Origin of the sequence: Mycolicibacter kumamotonensis, assembly GCF_002086285.1 — a bacterium.
Taxonomy (GTDB): domain Bacteria; phylum Actinomycetota; class Actinomycetes; order Mycobacteriales; family Mycobacteriaceae; genus Mycobacterium; species Mycobacterium kumamotonense.
In genome coordinates, this window is the sequence record NZ_MVHU01000013.1 from 1 (window position 1) to 18,317 (window position 18,317).

The window sequence follows — 18,317 nt, forward strand, 5'->3', positions numbered from 1 at the left end:
CCAAGCGGGCACACCCCAGTCACCACCACCAGTGGCGACCACACCCCACCACTAACGACCGCCGACCACAGCCCACCTGTGCTTGCCCACGACCACGTCCCGCCAAGCGGCCCACATGTGCCGGCGCCAGCAGCCGAGGCGCACCCGTTGCCACCTGATTCGCCGCTGTTCGACGGATACCACCCCGTCGAGCCAGGACCCCAATTCACCGACTCCGCCGGGCACCTGATCTACCCCGACGACACCCTGCCCAGCAAGCCCTACGCCATACCAGGCACCGTCGTCCCGGATGCCAACCTGGCCGCGGGAACCGAACTCGGACGGTTCGGGCCTCCGAGTGGCAGCTACTTGGCACCAGACGGAACACCGTTCGCTCAATTGTCGCTCCCGCCCAAAAGCGCTTCCAGTCCCTATTTTCGGTATGTGGTTGACGACCCAACTATGCTCCCGCCGGGCTGGCAGATTGAACAATCCCGGGCAGCACCGTGGTTCCATCAACCAGGTGGCGGTACTCAGTATCGGATCATCGCACCACCCGGCGAACGCGCAAGCGTCGAAGTATTGATCCAGCGAGGCTATCTGAAAGTGGTTCAAAACTGATGCACAATTTCTCGTTATTGTCCTCCACGTGGGTCGAATGGAACGACTTGTCCCATATACCGGCGTCCGTGATGACTGACTGTCCCGACTGTGAAATCAGCTTTGTCTCCGATGCGCAGTCCTTTCACCTTCGACGCGAGGGCGATTGGTGGGTTATCGATGAGACCGATGACCGTCGGAAGCGTTATAACGAGACTGCGCAGTTGTCCAACTTCGCGTTAGTTGAGAAGTATCTCCTCTGGAGATGGGGATCTTTCATGCGCATGGTCCTGGGCTTGCCGTTGTCCGGCCCGCAACTATTCAGACAGGGCTACAGCGGCGATGTCAGTGTGAAGCCGGCCACCAGTCCATGGCGGACCGAGATAACGTCACCCGTTGGATCCGCGGTTCTATCGCAAACGGATTCCACTATTTTCAGCCATTTGATGTCGAGGTCTGTTGACGAGATCGCCGAGATGGCAAGAGACGGATTTCCGACATAGACGCCCTCGAGTTTTGCGCACATCAACGCCTTGCTCCCGCTTACCGAGCCGATGCCACATTGGCAGATCACCAACGACCGAAGTCCCTTACCTCTGGTGATGCACTGACCGTAGCCTGGCGATCATGATCCAGTTGGGTTCCCCACCACCCCCGGCGCCGGCCACCAAGCTCCGTCGCCGGGGCGGACCGCGCGGGCCGGTGTTCCTGGGCGCCAACATCGTGGTGCTGGCCTGGCTGGCGGTCTCGGTGGCGCTGCTGGTCGGCAACGACGCCCTCGCGCACCCGATCTGGCTACCGGTGCACGCGCTGCTGCTCGGCGCGGCCACCAACGCGATCGTGATCTGGTCGGGACACTTCACCACGACGCTGTGCCGGGTCCCCGACCCGCCGCACTGGCATCTGGTGGCCAAGCTGGCCGGGCTCAACGTCGGCGTGGTCGCGGCCCTGTCCGGTGTCGGGTGGAACGCCGAGGTGCTGACCGGTATCGGCGGGGCCGTCGTGGCCGTGGTCGGCCTCGCCCACGGCGCCGAATTGATCGCGATGAAAAAGCGCGCGCTCTCCGCGCGCTTCGACTATCTCGTCGGCTTCTATCTGGCCGCCGTGGTCGCGCTGCTGGCCGGATCGGGCACGGGTGCGGCGATGGCGCTCGGTGTTGCACGGTGGTATGCGCGGCTATGGACGACCCACGTGCACGTGATGCTCTACGGCTGGATCGGGCTGACCGTGGTGGGCACGCTTTTCACCCTGTGGCCCACCACGATCCGGGAGAAGATCACCCCCCGCAGCTTCGCGATGGCCCGGCGTGCGCTGCCGACCCTGACGGCCGGATTGACCGTCGCCACGGTGGGTCTGCTGGCCGGCAGCTGGTGGCTGGCAGCGGCGGGGCTAGTGGGTTATGCGCTCGGAGTGGGCCTGGCCATCGCCGGATTGTGGCCGGGACGAAGCTTCACCGGTCCCGCGGCCTGGATGCTGGTCGGTGCGACCGGCTGGCTCGGAGTGGCCGTCGCGATCGAGGTGGTCGCCCTGAGCGGGGCCCGCTCGGTCGACGTGTTGCCCGGCTTCGTCGAGCACACCCTGCTGCCCCTGCTGGCGGTGGGATTCGTCGCCCAGATCCTGCTCGGTGCGCTGAGTCAGCTACTGCCGATTCTGGTGGCCAACGGCCCCCCGGTCCGCAAGGCCGTCATCGCCTACCTAGACCAGGGCTGGCAGCTGCGGGTGGCGGCGATCAACGTCGCGGTGCCGTTGGTGGCCGGGCCGTGGCGTGGCCCGCTGCCGATGGCCGGCTGGGTGTTGGCCGCCGTCGCGGTCGGCAGTTTCCTGCTGCTGGCGCTGCGGCTGGCGTTGCCGGTGGCGCTGCGCGGCCCGATCGACACCGAGGCGATCAAGCCGCATTCGGCGGCGGTGACCGGGGCGGTGGCCCTGGCCTCGGCCGCCGGGGTTGCGCTGGCGCTGGTCCTGGGGCTGGGTGTCCCGACGCCCTCGGGGGCCGCCGAGGTCACCGGCGCCGCACGCACCGTCGACGTCACGCTGAACAAAATGCGCTTCTCCCCGGACGTGCTGGAGGTGCCGGCCGGAACACGGCTGGTGCTGCGGGTCACCAACGTCGACGGACTGCCGCACGACCTGCACGTCGACACCGGCGAGCACACCCCGCGGCTGAGCCGCGGCCAGACCGCGGTGCTCGATCTCGGGGTGGTCCGCCAGGACCGGGACGTCTGGTGCGACGTACCCGGACACCGGGCAGCCGGGATGACGATGACGATCCGTGCCGTCGGCGGCGTCCCCCGCCACGAGCACGCCGGCGGCGACCGGCACCCGGGAGTGCCGGCACCGGCCAGCTTGAACCTGGCCGCCGACCCGTCGCCGGGCTTCACACCGCGCGATGCGGTGCTGGCCCCGGCAACCCCGGGGGTGCATCGGGTGGAACTGCGCGCAGTGGACCGGGAGCTGGAGGTCGCGCCCGGGCGCCGCGAGATCCGCTGGACCTTCGGCGGTGTCGAGCCGGCCCCGACCCTGCACGGCCGGGTCGGGGACACCTTCGAGATCACCTTGATCAACGACGCGAGCATGGGCCACGGCATCGACTTTCACGCCGGGGCGCTCGCGCCCGACCAACCGATGCGCACGCTCGAGCCGGGGGAGCGGCTGGTCTACCGGTTCACCGCGCGGCGGGCCGGCGCGTGGCTGTATCACTGCAGCACACCGCCGATGACGCTGCACATCGCCAACGGCATGTACGGCGCGGTGATCATCGACCCACCCGGGCTGCCGGCGGTGGACCGGGAATATGCCCTGGTCGGCGCGCAGCTCTACACGGGTGCACCCGACGCCGACGCCAAGACCACGGCGATCCGTGCCGGGCAGCCGGACGGTTGGATGTTCAACGGCACCGCGGCCCAGTACATGCACGCCCCGCTGCCGGCCCGCGTCGGAGAGCGGGTGCGGGTCTGGGTGGTCAACGCCGGGCCGGGCGACTCGATCGCCTTCCACGTCGTGGGCTCGCAGTTCGACACCGTCTACAAAGAGGGCGCCTGGCTGCTGCATGGACCCGGCGATGCCTCGGCCCCGGCCGGCGGGTCGCAGGCCCTCGACCTGGCACCCGCCCAAGGCGGATTCGTCGAACTGACCTTCCCCGAGGCCGGCCATTACCCGTTCATGGATCACGACATGCGGCACGCCGAGAACGGGGCGCACGGCATCTTCGACGTCGCCGGATAACACCCGACACGGCGCCACCGCCGCGCGCGCAAACCCGAATCGGCGGGTGGTCGCTGGCATAATGGGAGCAGCGTCACAAGGAGGCTCGCATGGGCCAGCTGCCAGGCATTACCGGTCCCGAAGTCGCCCTTGAACCTGTGCAGCTCGTCGGGCCGGACGGGGCGCCGACCGCCGAGAATCGCTACAGCCGCGAGCTGCCCGAGGAGACCCTGGGCTGGCTGTACGAGTTGATGGTGCTCACCCGCGAGTTCGACACCGAACTGGTCAACCTGCAGCGCCAAGGCGAGCTGGCGCTGTACGCCTCGTGCCGCGGTCAGGAGGCGGCCCAGGTCGGTGCCGCCGCCTGCCTGCGCAAAACCGACTGGCTGTTCCCGCAGTACCGCGAGCTGGGGGTGTTCATCACCCGCGGCATCCCCGCGTGGAACCTGGCGGCCTCCTGGCGCGGAACATGGAACGGCGGGCTGGATTTCACCACGAAATGCTGCGCGCCGATCTCGGTTCCCATCGGCACCCAGGCGCTGCACGCGGTGGGCGCTGCGATGGGAGCGCAGCGCCTCGGCGAGGATTCCGTCACCGTCGCGTTCGTCGGCGACGGCGCCACCAGCGAGGGCGACGTCCACGAAGCGCTGAACTTCGCCGCGGTGTTCGCCGTGCCGTGCGTCTTCTACGTGCAGAACAACCAGTGGGCGATCTCGGTGCCGCTGCACCGGCAGACCGCCGCGCCGTCGCTGGCGCACAAGGCGATCGGCTACGGGATGCCGGGGATCCGGGTGGACGGCAACGATGTGCTGGCCTGCTACGCGGTGATGGCCGAAGCCGCCGAGCGGGCCCGCGCCGGCGGCGGGCCGAGCATGATCGAGGCCGTCACCTACCGGCTCGGGCCGCACACCACCTCCGACGATCCGACCCGCTACCGCAGCGACGCCGAACTGGAGCGGTGGACCGCGCTCGACCCGATCCCGCGCTACCGCGCCTACCTGCGCAACACCGGGGTCTGGTCGCAGCGCCTCGAGGAGCGGGTCACGGCCCGGGCGCAGCGGCTGCGCACCGAGTTGCGCGACGCCACGGTCGGTGCGGCCGATGTCGACGTCGACGAGGTGTTCACCTCCGTCTTCGCCGACATCACCCCGGACCTGCAGCAGCAGCGCCGCGCGCTGCGCGACGAGCTGGCCAGGGAGCGCTGATGACCCAGATCCTCGAACCGCCGACCCGCTCGCCGACCCCGGCCTCGGCAGACGGCCCCGGGGGACCGACCGCGGGGACTGAGCAGCTGACCATGGTGCAGGCGCTCAATCGGGCGCTGCGTGATGCGATGGACGCCGATAGCAAGGTGCTGGTGTTCGGCACCGACGTCGGCGTGCAGGGCGGTGTATTCCGGGTGACCGAAGGGCTGGCCGAAACCTTCGGTGAGAAACGCTGTTTCGACACACCGTTGGCCGAATCCGCGGTGATCGGCATCGCGATCGGGTTGGCGGTGCGCGGCTTCGTTCCGGTCCCGGAGATTCAGTTCGACGGGTTCAGCTACCCGGCGCTGGACCAAGTGGTCAGCCATCTGGCGAAGTACCGGACCCGCACCCGCGGCGAGATTTCGATGCCGGTCACGGTGCGGATACCGTCGTTCGGTGGAATCGGTGCGGCCGAACATCATTCGGAATCCACCGAAACCTACTGGGCGCACACCGCCGGGCTGAAGGTGGTGGTCCCCGCCGATCCCTCGGATGCCTACTGGCTGTTGCGGCACGCCATCGCCGCACCGGACCCGGTGATGTTTTTGGAGCCGAAGCGGCGGTACTGGTCCCGCGGGCCGGTGGACACCACCCGCCCACAGCCGGGCATCGGATGCGCCGCGGTGCGCCGTTCGGGTACCGACGTCACGGTGCTGACGTACGGCGGCGGGGTGGCCACCGCGCTGTCGGCCGCCGAAATCGGTGCTCAACAACACGATTGGAGCCTGGAGGTGGTGGACCTACGCTCCCTGGTCCCGCTGGACTTCGACACCGTCGCCGAATCGGTCCGCCGCACCGGACGGTGCGTGGTGCTGCACGAGGGTCCGCGAAACCTCGGCTACGGCGCCGAACTGGCCGCACGCATCCAAGAGGAGTTGTTCTACGAACTCGAGGCGCCGGTGCTGCGCGCCACCGGATTCGACACACCCTATCCGCCGGCCCGGCTGGAACGGCTCTGGCTGCCGGGCCCCGACCGGCTACTCGACAGTGTCCAGCGGCTCCTGGAGCTGCCGTGAGCACCGAGCCGAAGACCTTTGTGGTCCCCGATCTCGGTGAGGGGCTCGAAGAGGTGACGGTGACCAGCTGGAACGTCGCCGTCGGCGACCAGGTGGAGCTCAACCAGGTGTTGTGCTCGGTGGAGACGGCCAAAGCCGAAGTGGAGATTCCCAGCCCCTACGCCGGCCGGGTCGTCGAACTGGGCGGGGCCGAGGGCGAGGTTCTCGCGGTCGGGGCGCCGCTGGTGCGTATCGATACCGGCACGGCGGCTGAGGGTTCTGATGCCGCACCCGCCGGGCGTACCCCGGTTCTGGTGGGCTACGGCGCCGACGAGGCCTTCGACACCAGCCGCCGCACCTGCGCCACCACCGGGCGGCCCAAAGCCAAGCCGGGCGCCCGCAAACTCGCCGCCGAACTCGGCGTCGACCTGAGCGGTGTCCCACCGGGCCCGAGTGGTGTGATCACTACCGACAATGTGCTCGCGGCCGCCGGTGGCCAGGAGCTGCGCGCGCCCAGCCCCGTGCAGGCGGCGATGGCCGAACGGATGGCACTGTCGCGCAGCAGGATTCCGGACGCCCACGGCAGTGTGCAAGTAGACTGCGCCAACCTGGTGCAGTTGCGGGATCGCCTGGCCGCCGGTCCGGACGGCGCGGCGATCACGCCGTTCGTGCTGACGCTGCGGCTGTTGGTCATCGCCCTTCTGCGACACCCGGTGCTCAACGCGTCCTGGGTCGAGGGGCCGGAGGGTCCGCGGGTGCGCACCCACCGCGCAATACACCTCGGTGTCGGGGTGGCCGCCCCTCGCGGTCTGCTGGTGCCGGTGGTGTTCGACGCGCACCGAAAGACCACCCGTGAAATCGCCGATTGCGTGACCCGGCTGGTCGCCGACGCCCGGGCGGGCAGCCTCAAACCCGCCGAGCTGCAGGGCTCGACCTTCACCGTCTCCAACTTCGGCGCCCTGGGCCTCGATGACGGGGTCCCGGTGATCAACTACCCGGAGGCCGCGATCCTGGGTATGGGATCGCTGAAACCGCGGCCGGTGGCTCTGGGCGACACCGTCGTCGTGCGCCCGCAGATGAGGCTGACGTGCGCGTTCGACCACCGTATCGCCGACGGTGCACAGGTCGCCGAATTCCTTTGTGCGCTACGCGATCTGATCGAGCATCCCGACACCGCGCTGCTGGAACTGTAGTCCGCCGGGTTATCTGCGCCGCGCTGCGGCCAGCCGCGATGCGAACTCCGGTGACTCGACGCTCGCCGCCTGCGGACCCAACTCGGTGCGTTTGGCGAAATCGTGCTGCTCGCCTTCGACCGCGCCCGGACTGGCGGTCGTGCGCATGGTGGCCTTGGTGGCCAACACGACTTCTCGCGGTGCGGAAGCGGGGCCGGCGGCCAGCGCCATAGCCGCGGCGACCGGGTCGTCGGCGACCTGCAGGGCCAGCCCGTGACGTACCGCGTCCTCAGCGTCGAACCGTATGCCGAACAACAGCGCGGCCCGGGCCACCTGGGGCCCCACCGCGCGATGCAGCATCCAGGTAGCGCCCCCTCCCGGGTGCAGCCCCAGCTGCTGGAAGCGGGCGTCGAACAGCGCCGCCGGGCCGGCGATGCGCACGTCGGCGGCCAACGCCAGGTTCAGCCCGGCGCCCACCGCGGCGCCGTTGACCGCGGCGATGGTGGGCAGCGTGCACTGCGCGACCGCCATGAAACCGTCGTAGAGCGCCAACAGCCCGTCTTCGGTGGCCGTCCCGAGGGCGGAGAGGTCGGCGCCGGCGCAGAACGCCCGCCCCGCACCGGTGACGATCACCGCGTGCACGCCGGGGTCGGCTTCGGCCCGCTCAACGGCGGCCCGAAGCTGCGCCGACATCGTGGCTGTGACCGCGTTGCGGCGATCGGGATCATTGACGGTTATCAACGCCACCCGGTCGGTGACGGCGAACAGTACGAGCTCGGAATCTGTCATCGGGGATGACGGTATCCGGTCGGAACGGGTCAGGCCACCAACGCGATGATCACGGCGGACGCCACCACCAGCGCGATCATGAAGGCGGTGTAGAGGATGATCGTGCGTTCGTGGCTCATGGCCCTACCTTTCCCGGTTTACCCGGTATCTTCGCCGTTCTTCGGCACAATGTCACGCGACGACGTGCCGCGCTTCGCTCCCGAGCATTGCGCCCCCGGCAGGACTCGAACCTGCGACCACAAGATTAGAAGTCATGTGCTCTATCCACCTGAGCTACGGAGGCAATGCAAACCAGTTTATCGGCTGGTAGCAGGGGATCGGCGGCGACTGAGCAATGGCGCCCGGTGCCATTTCCAATTCGGCGGGCCACCAGAGTGTTTCGTTTTGCAGGTCGGGGACCCGATCTGGACAATCGACCCCGTCGCCGCGGGCTAACAATTAGCGTTGAATGGTGCTCGTGAAGAGTGTGAGTCAGGAGGGGAACGTGGTGGTCGCAGCGTCGGTGCGCCGGGAGAGACCGTGCGGCGAGCCGGGGCCGGGAGCTGCACGTGGGTGACCTGGTCGACGCCGCGGGCCTGCCCACTGAGCTCGGTGCTCTCGACTACCTGTTACACCGCGGTGAGGCCAATCCGCGCACCCGGTCGGGGATCATGGGCTTGGAGCTGCTCGACACCACCCCGGACTGGGACCGGTTCCGGAGCCTGTTCGAAAACGTCTCGCGGCGCGTGCTGCGGCTGCGTCAGAAGGTGGTGGTGCCCACGCTGCCGACGGCGGCGCCGCGCTGGGTGGTAGACCCCGACTTCAATCTCGATTTTCATGTTCGGCGGATCCGGGTGCCCGAGCCCGGGGGGCTGCGCGAGGTGCTGGATCTGGCCGAGTTGGCGCTGCAATCCCCGATGGACATTCAGCGCCCGCTGTGGTCGGCGACGCTGGTGGAGGGGCTGGCCGAGGGGCGCGCGGCCACCCTGATGCATCTGAGCCATGCGGTCACCGACGGTGTCGGGGGCGCCGCGATGTTCGGCCGGATCTATGACCTGGAACGCGATCCGCCGCCGCGGTCGATGCCGCCGCAGCCTGTACCGCAGGACCTGTCGGCCAACGACCTGATGCGTGACGGCATCAACCACCTGCCGATCGCGATGCTCGGCGGCGCCCGTGATGTTCTGCTGGGGGCGCTGTCGATGGCGACCCGCACCGTGCGTGATCCGCTGTCGGCGGTCACCGGCGCCATCACCTATGCCCGCTCCGGTGCGCGCGTGATGAGCCAGGCCGCTGAACCCTCCCCGCTGTTGCGTCGGCGCAGCCTGGCCAGCCGGACCGAGGCGATCGACGTCCGGCTCTCGGATCTGCATCGGGCCGCCAAGGCCGGCGGTGGATCCATCAACGACGCCTACCTGGCTGCGCTATCCGGTGCGCTGGGGCGCTATCACCGGGCGCTGGGGGTGCCGATCGCAACCCTGCCGATGGCAATCCCGGTGAACCTGCGCGCCGACGCCGATCCGGCCGGCGGCAACCGCTTCACCGGGGTGAACCTGGCCGCCCCGGTCGGAGTCGCCGACCCGGTGGAGCGGATGAAGCGGATTCGGGCGCAGATGACCCAGCGTCGTGAGGAGCCCGCGATGGACGTGATCGGCTCCGTCGCACCGCTGCTGAGCTTCTTTCCGTCCCCGGTTCTGGAGAAGATGACCGAGTCGGTGGTCGCCGCCGACGTGCAGGCCAGCAACGTGGCGTTCTATCCCGGCGAAACCTATATCGCGGGCGCGAAGGTACTGCGGCACTACGGGATCGGTCCCTTGCCGGGTGTCGCGATGATGGTGGTGCTGATTTCCCGGGGCGGTGAGTGCACCATCACGGTCCGCTACGACCGCGCCGCCCTGCGCGACCCGAAGTTGTTCACCACCTGCCTGGTAGAGGGCTTCAACGAGGTGCTGGCGCTCGCCGGCGATCCCGCGCCGCGCTGCGTGCCGGCCTCCTTCGGCTCCGGTGGCGAGTCATGACCGACGACGCGAAGTCTCGGCCGCCGCGCGACATGCGGCTGCCCGGATCGGTAGCCGAGATCGCCGCCAGCCCGCCCGGCCCCAAGATCGGCGCGTTCTTCGACCTGGACGGCACTTTGGTGGCCGGGTTCACCGCCGTCATCCTCACCCGGGAGCGTTTCCGTAGCCGCGACATGGGGCTGGCGGAGCTGTTCGGCATGATCCAGGCCGGGCTCAACCACCAGCTCGGCCGCATCGAGTTCGAGGAGCTCATCACCACGGCGTCCTCGGCGTTGCGGGGCCGGTCGATCAGTGATCTTGATGAGATCGGCGAGCGGTTGTTCATCCAGAAGATCGCCAAGCGGATCTACCCGGAGATGCGCGAGCTGGTGCGGGCGCACCAGGCGCGCGGGCACACCGTGGTGCTGAGCTCTTCGGCGCTGACCATTCAAGTCGAACCGGTCGCCCGTTTCCTGGGCATCACCAACACGCTCACCAATGCGTTCGTCACCGACGAGAACGGAGTGCTCACCGGAGAGGTCGTCGAACCGATCCTGTGGGGGCCGGGTAAGGCCGCCGCGGTGCAGAAGTTTGCCGCCGACCACGACATCGACCTACAGGACAGCTACTTCTACGCCGACGGCGACGAGGACGTCGCATTGATGCATCTGGTCGGCAACCCCCGGCCGACGAACCCCGAGGGCAAGATGGCCTCGGTCGCCCGCAAGCGCGGCTGGCCCATCCTGCGATTCAGCAGCCGCGGCGGCGGTGTCCTCGGCCAGTTGCGGAACCTGGCCGGACTGGGGTCGATGGTGCCGGTGGGCGCCGGGGCGATCGGGCTGGGGCTGCTGAGCGGTAGCCGGCGCCGCGGCGTCAACTTCTTCACCTCGTACTTTCCGCATCTGCTGTTGAGCCTCAATGGTGTGCGGCTCAACGTGATCGGCAAGGAGAATCTCACCGCAACCCGGCCGGCGGTGTTCATCTTCAATCACCGCAACCAGGTCGACCCGGTCATCACCGCATCGCTGGTGCGCGACAACTGGATCAGCGTCGGCAAGCGGGAGCTGGAACGAGACCCGATCGCCGGTCCGCTGGGCAAGCTGACCGAGATGGTGTTCATCGACCGGGACGACGCGGTGTCGGCGGTGGAGTCACTGCACGAGGTCGAGGAGCGCGCCAAGCGGGGACTGTCGGTGGTGATCGCCCCGGAGGGCACCCGGGTGGACACCACCGAGGTGGGGCCGTTCAAGAAGGGGCCGTTCCGGATCGCGATGGCCGCCGGGATCCCGATCGTGCCGATCGTGATCCGGAACGCCGAAGTGGTCGCCGCCCGGGACTCGATGAGCGCCAACCCCGGAACCGTGGACGTGGCGGTGTTCCCGGCGATCCCGGTCGACGATTGGACGGTCGACAATCTGTCGGACCGGATCGCGGAGGTACGCCAGCTCTACCTGGACACCCTGGCCGACTGGCCCGTCGACGAGTTGCCGCCGTGGCGGCCCAAGTCAGCGGCGAAGCCTTCCGCGAAGAAGTCCGCCAAGAAGACGGCGAAGAAGACCCGGGCCCACAAGGCGCCGGCCAATACACCCCCGTCCGCCGGCCCGAAAGGGGGGCAGTGACCACATCATCGGATACCGACTCCGCTGACTCCTCCGGGTCCACCCACACCGGCGACACGCTGGTGCTGGCGTTCGTGTCGACGCCGGTGGAGGCCGAACTGATCCAGGAATGGCTGGACCGGTATCGCGACGCGCAACCCGACACCCGCATCGAACTGCTGCAGATGGACGCGGTGGATCGGCAGCCCGCGGTGATGGCCCGGCTGGTGGGGCAGCTCGAACGCGACGAGCGCAGGTCCATCCTGCCGGTTCGGGTGTTCTGGATGCCGCGCGCCGGTGCCTCGGCGCTGTCTCGGGTCATCGCGTTGCTGCCCGGCCGAAACCCCTACCGGCCCAGTGAGCGTCAGCAACGGCGCATCGTGCGCACCGAATCGTCGCTGGCCCGCGTGGTGGCCGGAGAGCCGGCCAGCGTCGCCGAATTGCGCCAGCAGTGGAGTCAGAACACCGTCGGTGACAACCCCCGGGACTTCGCTCATTTCGTCACCCGCCGGGCGGTGCTGGCACTCGAGCGCGCCGAATACCGGATCCTGGGCCCGCAGTACAAGTCCCCGCGGCTGGTCAAGCCGGAGATCTTGGCCTCCAGCAGGTTTCGTGACGGACTGAAAGACATTCCCGGTGCCACGCTCGACGAGGCCGGCAAGATGCTCGACGAGCTGTCCACCGGATGGAGTCGCGTCTCGGTCGACCTGGTCGGCGTGCTGACCAAGTTGCTCAGCCGCGGGTTCGACCCCGAGATCGACTACGACGAGTATCAGGTCGCCGCGCTGCGCACCGCGCTGGAAAACCATCCCGCGGTGCTGCTGTTCTCCCACCGGTCCTATATCGACGGTGCGGTGATGCCAGTGGCCATGCAGGAGAACCGGCTACCGCCGGTGCACGTGTTCGCCGGGATCAATCTGTCGTTCGGCTTGATGGGACCGTTGCTGCGCCGCTCCGGAGTCATCTTCATCCGGCGCGCCATCGGCGACAACCCGCTCTACAAATACGTGCTCAAGGAGTACGTCGGCTACGTGATGGAGAAGCGGTTCAACCTGAGCTGGTCGATCGAGGGAACCCGGTCGCGCACCGGAAAGATGTTGCCTCCCAAGCTGGGGCTGATGACCTACGTCGCCGATGCCTACCTGGATGACCGCACCGATGATGTTCTGCTGCAGGGCGTTTCGATCAGCTTTGACCAGCTGCACGAGACGGCCGAGTACGCCGCCTATGCCCGCGGCGGGGAGAAGACGCCCGAGGGAATCCGCTGGCTGTACCGGTTCATCAAGGCGCAGGGCGAACGCAACTACGGCAAGATCTATGTGCGGTTCCCCGAGGCGGTCTCGATGCGCCAGTACCTTGGACCGCGCGACGGCGCAGGCGTGATCGATCCGGCCGCCAAGCGGCTTGCGATGCAGAAGATGGCCATCGAGGTGGCGTGGCGTATCCAGCGGGTCACGCCGATCAGCGCGACCGGCCTGGTGTCCGCGCTGCTGCTGACCACGCACGGGCTCGCGTTGACGCTCGAGCAGATCCACCACTCGTTGCAGGAGGGTCTGGACTACCTGGAACGCAAGCAGACACCGATCTCCACCAGCGCGCTGCGGCTGCGTAGCCGGGACGGGGTCCGGGCGGCGGTGGACGCGCTGTCCAACGGGCATCCGGTCACCCGGGTGGACGGCGGGCGGGAGTCGGTGTGGCGGATCGCCCCCGAGGACGAACACGCGGCATCGTTCTACCGCAACTCGGTGATCCACGCCTTCCTGGAGACTTCGATCGTCGAGTTGGCGTTGGCCCATGCCGGCCGCGGCGAAGGCGACCGACTCGACGCGTTCTGGGACCAGGCCATGCGGCTGCGCGATTTGCTCAAGTTCGACTTCTACTTCGCGGACTCGGCCGCGTTCCGGGAGAACATCGCCGAGGAGATGTCGTGGTTCACCGATTGGGAAGCCCGGGTGGCCGCCGGCGGCGCTGAGATCGACGGCATCTTGTCGGAGAAGAAACCGGTGATGTCCGACGTCATGTTGCGGGTGTTCTTCGAGGCGTACGAGATCGTCGCCGACGTGCTCTGCGATGCCCCGGCCGATATCGGCGAGAAGGAGCTGACCCAGCTGGCGCTGGGTGTCGGTCGGCAATACGTCGCGCAGGGGCGCATCCGCAGCAGTGAGTCGGTGTCCACCCTGCTGTTCGCCACCGCACGTCAGGTGGTCGCCGATCAGGGGCTGTTGGAGAACACACCGGATCTGGCGGAACGCCGCAGGGCGTTCCGCGCCGAATTGCGTCGCATCCTGAAGGACTCCGATCACATCGCCCGGATCGCCCGCCGGGAGTTTTTCGCCAGAGATGCCGAGGCCAGGCGGCTTCGGCGGGCTCGCGGCGAGGGGTAGCGCGGCGACGGCTCGATATGCGCTGCGGCGGGCGCGCGCCATACGCTGGGGGCATGACCGCGATTCCGGCGACCCGCGCCCGCTCGGCCAGCTATCTGCCGGTATTGGCCGGGGTGGCGATCCTGGCCGGCTGCACCGCGGCCGGGATCGCGGCGCTGTCGTTGGCCGACGCGCTGACCGCGACCGGTCTGCCCGATCCCGGTCCGGTGACCACGCTGGGCCTGCCGTTCGTGCGCGCCGCCGGCGAGACCGCCGCGGTGCTGGCGGTCGGTTCGTTTCTGCTCGCCGCGTTTCTGGTGCCGCCGCAGGACAGCGGGGTGCTTGACGTCGCCGGCTACCGTGCGCTGCGGCTGGGCACGGCGGCATCGGGTGCATGGGCGGTGTGCGCGGCGCTGCTGGTCCCGCTGACCATCTCGGATGTCTCCGGCCATCCGGTGTCTGAACTCCTCGACCCGGTGACGACCTGGTCGCTGACCAGCCTGATCGACACCGCGTCCGCCTGGCGGTGGACGGCGCTGCTGGCTGCGGCGGTGGCCCTGGCGAGCCTGCCGGTGCTGCGCTGGTCGTGGACGCCGGCGCTGCTGGCGGGCTCGGTACTGACGCTGGTCCCGCTGGGGTTGACCGGGCACTCGGCGGCCGGCGGCTCCCATGACCTGGCCACCAACAGCCTGCTGATTCACCTGGTCGCCGCGGGCCTGTGGGCAGGCGGCCTGTTCGCCCTGCTCGTCCACGCGCTGCGCGGCGGTGAACACGCCGACCTGGCGGCGCGGCGGTTCTCCACGGTGGCGCTGTGGTGCTTTGTGGCGATGGGCCTGTCCGGAGTGCTCAACGCGCTGGTGCGGCTGGCCCCGTCCGACCTGCTGACCAGCGAGTACGGCCTCTTGCTGCTGGGCAAGGTCATCGCGCTGGGTGTGCTCGGTGTCGTCGGCGTCGCGCAACGGCGCCGCGGGGTGGCCGCGTTGCGGGCCGACGGTCAGGCGCGGGGGCCGCTGATCCGGCTGGCCCTGATCGAGGCCGGCGTCTTCGCGGTCACCTTCGGCATCGCGGTCGGACTCGGCCGCACCCCGCCGCCCCCGCCGCCGGTGCTGAACCCGTCGATCCCCATGGTCAAGATCGGCTACGACTTCGCCGGCCCGCCCACGCTGGCACGCATCCTGTTCGACTGGCGGTTCGACGTGATCTTCGGCACCGCCGCGGTGGTGCTGGCGGCGGTCTACCTGGCCGGGGTGCTGCGCCTGCGTCGCCGCGGCGATGCCTGGCCCGCCGGCCGCACCACCGCCTGGCTGCTGGGCTGTGCGACGCTGCTGGTCGCCACCTCATCGGGAACCGGGCGCTACATGCCGGCGATGTTCAGCATGCACATGATCGTGCACATGCTGCTGTCGATGCTGGTGCCGATCCTGCTGGTGCTGGGCGGGCCGACCACGCTGGCGCTGCGGGCGCTGCCGGCCGCCGGTCGCGGCACGGCGCCCGGACCGCGGGAATGGTTGCTGGCGGCGCTGCACAGCCGGGTCTCGCGGTTCCTGACCAACCCGATCATCGCGGCGGTGATCTTCGTGGCCGGCTTCTACGGGCTGTATTTCAGCACCATCTTCGACTCGATCGTCGGCAGCCACGCGGGGCACGTCGCGATGAACGTGCACTTCCTGCTCAGCGGGTATCTCTTCTATTGGGTGGTGATCGGCGTGGATCCCACACCGCGGCCGATCTCACCGCTGGCCAAGCTGGCGGTGGTATTCGCATCGCTGCCGATGCACGGCTTCTTCGGGGTGTTTTTGATGGGCATGCACAAGGTGCTGGGCGAGTGGTTCTACGCCGGCCTGCGGTTGCCGTGGCACACCGACCTGGCCGGAGATCAGCACCTCGGCGGCGGCATCACCTGGGCGGCGGGAGAACTTCCCCTGTTGGTGGTGATGATCGCGCTGTTGGTGCAGTGGCATCGCAGCGACAGCCGGACCGCGAAGCGACTTGACCGTTCCGCCGACCGCGACGAGGACGCCGAGTTGGCCGCTTATAACGCGATGCTGGCCGAGGTGGCCCGCCGCGACGCCGCCGGGCAGTTGTAGCCGCGAGGTGGGTCAGTCGAGGGTGATCTCGCTCATATCGATAGCGACCAGCAGGGGCTCGGCGATGCGCTGGTAGTCGCCCTGCCACGCGTAGCCTCGTCGCCTGGTGGGGATGACGATGCCGTCGACGTCGCGGTAGTCGGCGGCGTAGAGCATGCCGGGTGCCCCGCCGATGACGTTGATGGTGAAGTCATGGCGACGCAGCAACCCGTCCGGACCGAAACACGAGATCTGTTCGCGGGTATGGCTTTTGATGTGATCTGGGAACGTCACCTTCAACCGTTGCCAGGTTTCGTCGTCGACCTCGATCGGGGTGATCTCCTCGGTGGTGAACCCGGGCCAGGTGTAGAGGAACGGCGTATTCAGATACGTCCACAGCGCCTCTCCGGTGAAGTACGCGAGATGGACGTCATCCCAACGGGTTTCGAGCTGATGACCGTCAAACGAGCTCTCCGGGTCGTCGCGCGCGTCGATGAGCGTACCGTCGCGCCGCTGGACGACGACGCGAGAGGGCTCGAAGATCGCCCGTTTGTCTTGGCCGGCGAAGTCCATCGTGAGCAGCTGGCGTGTGGTGTCCACCTCGAATCGAACGTCCTTGACGGCGTCGGGATCGCCTTTGACGTCGAACAGTGCCCCGGTGATGGACGCCTCGACGGTGATCGACTTGACCTGATTCCATCGATCCAAGCCGCCGTGCGCGGCGAGCGCGCGATCGAGTAAATCGTTCATGTCTGCTCCTGTAACTAGTAACGGTTCTCTGCGATGAACGGGCTCGCTGAGCGAGCCCTCGTTGATATGGAGGAAGCGGGCGGCTGAAACTCATCGCACTCGCCGCGACGTCGGCAACAGGCCGGGATTCCGCCGATGAGTCTGGTGACCATCGGGCCTCTGTATGTGTGGAGGTGTGCGTTGAGAAGAGCCGCGGTGGTGCAGTACTTCACGACGAGCGAGGGCGCGGAACACAACCGCGAGCTGATCGAGGACGTGTTAGGCGAACTGGCTGCCCGAGATCCCGGGGGAGTCGAGTATCAGGTGTTGATGTTCGATGGCGGAGTGGGATTCATGCATGTCGTCGCATTCGACGGCACCAGCGATCCTTTCGCCGAATGCGTCGCGTACCGCGAATTCCACCGTGCCCTCGCCGAGCGTCTGGCCGCACCGCCCGTGGTGATGTATGCGGTGTTGATCGGCTCCTACCACAGTGCCAGTGTGGCGAGATGATGGTGAAGGCGGGCTTTCGTCCTGAGTGCCTACCGGTTCCTGGATCTGATCCCGTCAGGCTGGCAGCGCTACATCAACGAATCGCCGTGGCACGACACGGTGGAGACACCGGATCGTCATGAGCATCACGGGTGAGGATTTCGCGCGGCTGGCCGAGCCGTTCCGCCGTGAGCTGGTCGCCTACGGCTACCGCATGCTCGGCTCGGTCGACGATGCCGAAGAAGTCGTTCAGGACGTCTATCTGGACGCGTGGCGGGCCTATGAGGGTTTCGAAGGGCGCTCATCGCTTCGCACCTGGCTGTATCGCATCGCCACCCGGGCGTTCGTGAAAGCCATCGAGCGCCGAAAGCGACGCCCATTGCCCTCAGATCTGCATGCGCCGGCCGCCGACCCCACCTCGGGTGTGGTCACCGGTGCTCCCGAGCTGGCCTGGTTACAGCCCGCCCCCGATTCGCTGTTGGCCGACACCACCAGCGACCCTGGCACCGTGGTGGCTGCACGCGAGACCATGCGGTTGGCCTTCATCGCCGTCCTGCAGATCCTTCCGCCCCAGCAGCGCGCAGTCCTGATCCTGCGAGAGGTACTGGGCTGGACGGCAGCCGAGGTGGCGGCACAGCTTGATGTCAGCGTGGCCGCGGTCAACAGTGCCCTACAGCGCGCTCGCGCACATCTTCCCGCAGACAGCGACTCGCTGGTGCAGCCGTCGGAGCTGCGGCAGCGTCAACTGCTCGACCGGTATGGCCGCATTTCAAAACGCCGACGTCGACGAGCTGGTCGCAGTGTTGACCGAGGACGCGGTCTATGAGATGCCACCGTTTCTCACCTGGTTTGCGGGCAGCGCGGCGATCGGCACCTTCCTGGGCGCACGCATGCGTGGCTTCGGCAAAATCCCGGTCATCCGCACCTCGGCCAACGGGCAACCCGCGGTGGCGCTATACCCGGCGGCCACGGATGGACGCCATCGCCTGCACGCCCTGCATGTGCTCAGTCTCGGGCCGCAGGGCGTCGCTCGAGTCGTGGCCTTCATGGACATCACTGGGTTGCGCGGCTTCGACCTGCCCCTCGTGCTGTCGACCGACGCGAGGTGAG

At 68.2% G+C, this 18,317-nt stretch carries 13 protein-coding genes, 1 tRNA gene and 1 pseudogene; 12 read left to right on the forward strand and 3 right to left on the reverse strand.

Features of this window, described 5'->3' with window-relative positions:
• The 6 genes from BST28_RS10570 to BST28_RS10595 form a co-directional block, all read left to right on the forward strand.
• Positions 1-600, forward strand: a 600-nt coding sequence (locus tag BST28_RS10570; protein ID WP_133054293.1) for a TNT domain-containing protein, incomplete at its 5' end; no start/stop codon positions are given.
• Positions 601-671: 71 nt separating this feature from the next.
• Positions 672-1,082 carry an Imm61 family immunity protein gene (locus BST28_RS25380; RefSeq protein WP_526022680.1) on the forward strand — a complete coding sequence of 137 codons (411 nt, stop codon included), beginning with the start codon at positions 672-674 and terminating at the stop codon, positions 1,080-1,082.
• 124 nt (positions 1,083-1,206) lie between these two features.
• On the forward strand, positions 1,207-3,801 hold the full coding sequence (locus BST28_RS10580; protein WP_083080951.1) for a multicopper oxidase domain-containing protein: 2,595 nt from the start codon (positions 1,207-1,209) through the stop codon (positions 3,799-3,801).
• A gap of 89 nt (positions 3,802-3,890) precedes the next feature.
• Complete coding sequence (pdhA, locus tag BST28_RS10585) at positions 3,891-4,985, forward strand: pyruvate dehydrogenase (acetyl-transferring) E1 component subunit alpha (RefSeq protein WP_065288281.1); 1,095 nt, start codon at positions 3,891-3,893, stop codon at positions 4,983-4,985.
• The gene (locus BST28_RS10590; protein WP_083080954.1) at positions 4,985-6,043 is read left to right on the forward strand and encodes an alpha-ketoacid dehydrogenase subunit beta; all 1,059 of its coding nucleotides are present in this window, start codon (positions 4,985-4,987) and stop codon (positions 6,041-6,043) included. The genes pdhA and BST28_RS10590 overlap by 1 nt, the downstream gene beginning before the upstream one ends.
• The gene (locus BST28_RS10595; protein ID WP_083080957.1) at positions 6,040-7,215 is read left to right on the forward strand and encodes a dihydrolipoamide acetyltransferase family protein; all 1,176 of its coding nucleotides are present in this window, start codon (positions 6,040-6,042) and stop codon (positions 7,213-7,215) included. The genes BST28_RS10590 and BST28_RS10595 overlap by 4 nt, the downstream gene beginning before the upstream one ends.
• 9 nt (positions 7,216-7,224) lie before the next feature.
• Here the strand turns inward: BST28_RS10595 and BST28_RS10600 are convergent, their stop codons facing one another.
• Together BST28_RS10600 and BST28_RS10605 are read right to left on the reverse strand one after the other, a co-directional pair.
• Positions 7,225-7,983, reverse strand: coding sequence for an enoyl-CoA hydratase (locus BST28_RS10600; protein WP_083080960.1), 759 nt, complete (start codon positions 7,981-7,983; stop codon positions 7,225-7,227).
• Between the two features lie 209 nt (positions 7,984-8,192).
• Positions 8,193-8,266: transfer RNA gene (locus BST28_RS10605), tRNA-Arg, on the reverse strand.
• A gap of 265 nt (positions 8,267-8,531) precedes the next feature.
• Here BST28_RS10605 and BST28_RS10610 point away from each other — a divergent pair.
• The 4 genes from BST28_RS10610 to BST28_RS10625 are packed head-to-tail and all read left to right on the forward strand — an operon-like array spanning position 8,532 to position 16,007.
• Positions 8,532-9,980: a wax ester/triacylglycerol synthase family O-acyltransferase gene (locus tag BST28_RS10610; protein ID WP_207570076.1), complete on the forward strand. Its 1,449-nt coding sequence runs from the start codon at positions 8,532-8,534 to the stop codon at positions 9,978-9,980.
• Positions 9,977-11,578, forward strand: a complete 1,602-nt coding sequence (locus BST28_RS10615) for an HAD-IB family hydrolase/lysophospholipid acyltransferase family protein (RefSeq protein WP_083080964.1) — start codon at positions 9,977-9,979, stop codon at positions 11,576-11,578. Before BST28_RS10610 ends, BST28_RS10615 begins: the two co-directional genes overlap by 4 nt.
• Entirely contained in the window at positions 11,575-13,941 is a 2,367-nt protein-coding gene (locus tag BST28_RS10620; protein WP_083080965.1) for a glycerol-3-phosphate 1-O-acyltransferase, read from the forward strand. The genes BST28_RS10615 and BST28_RS10620 overlap by 4 nt, the downstream gene beginning before the upstream one ends.
• A gap of 53 nt (positions 13,942-13,994) precedes the next feature.
• Entirely contained in the window at positions 13,995-16,007 is a 2,013-nt protein-coding gene (locus BST28_RS10625) for a bifunctional copper resistance protein CopD/cytochrome c oxidase assembly protein (protein WP_083080966.1), read from the forward strand.
• A gap of 12 nt (positions 16,008-16,019) precedes the next feature.
• Here BST28_RS10625 and BST28_RS10630 read toward each other — a convergent pair whose 3' ends face one another.
• Positions 16,020-16,736, reverse strand: a complete 717-nt coding sequence (locus BST28_RS10630) for a hypothetical protein (RefSeq protein ID WP_083080967.1) — start codon at positions 16,734-16,736, stop codon at positions 16,020-16,022.
• Positions 16,737-16,871: 135 nt separating this feature from the next.
• Here BST28_RS10630 and BST28_RS10635 point away from each other — a divergent pair, with 135 nt between their 5' ends.
• Both BST28_RS10635 and BST28_RS10640 read left to right on the forward strand, forming a co-directional pair.
• Positions 16,872-17,228 carry a hypothetical protein gene (locus tag BST28_RS10635; RefSeq protein WP_065289917.1) on the forward strand — a complete coding sequence of 119 codons (357 nt, stop codon included), beginning with the start codon at positions 16,872-16,874 and terminating at the stop codon, positions 17,226-17,228.
• Between the two features lie 118 nt (positions 17,229-17,346).
• A pseudogene (locus BST28_RS10640) lies at positions 17,347-18,316 on the forward strand (RNA polymerase subunit sigma-70).
• The last annotated feature ends 1 nt before the right edge of the window (position 18,317 follow it).

Coding starts and splice junctions, on each gene's coding strand:
- BST28_RS10635 (WP_065289917.1), top strand. CDS start 16,872: ATGAGTCTGGTGACCATCGGGCCTCTGTATGTGTGGAGGTGTGCGTTG.
- BST28_RS10600 (WP_083080960.1), bottom strand. CDS start 7,983: ATGACAGATTCCGAGCTCGTACTGTTCGCCGTCACCGACCGGGTGGCG.
- BST28_RS10580 (WP_083080951.1), top strand. CDS start 1,207: ATGATCCAGTTGGGTTCCCCACCACCCCCGGCGCCGGCCACCAAGCTC.
- pdhA (WP_065288281.1), top strand. CDS start 3,891: ATGGGCCAGCTGCCAGGCATTACCGGTCCCGAAGTCGCCCTTGAACCT.
- BST28_RS10615 (WP_083080964.1), top strand. CDS start 9,977: ATGACCGACGACGCGAAGTCTCGGCCGCCGCGCGACATGCGGCTGCCC.
- BST28_RS25380 (WP_526022680.1), top strand. CDS start 672: ATGACTGACTGTCCCGACTGTGAAATCAGCTTTGTCTCCGATGCGCAG.
- BST28_RS10630 (WP_083080967.1), bottom strand. CDS start 16,736: ATGAACGATTTACTCGATCGCGCGCTCGCCGCGCACGGCGGCTTGGAT.
- BST28_RS10625 (WP_083080966.1), top strand. CDS start 13,995: ATGACCGCGATTCCGGCGACCCGCGCCCGCTCGGCCAGCTATCTGCCG.
- BST28_RS10590 (WP_083080954.1), top strand. CDS start 4,985: ATGACCCAGATCCTCGAACCGCCGACCCGCTCGCCGACCCCGGCCTCG.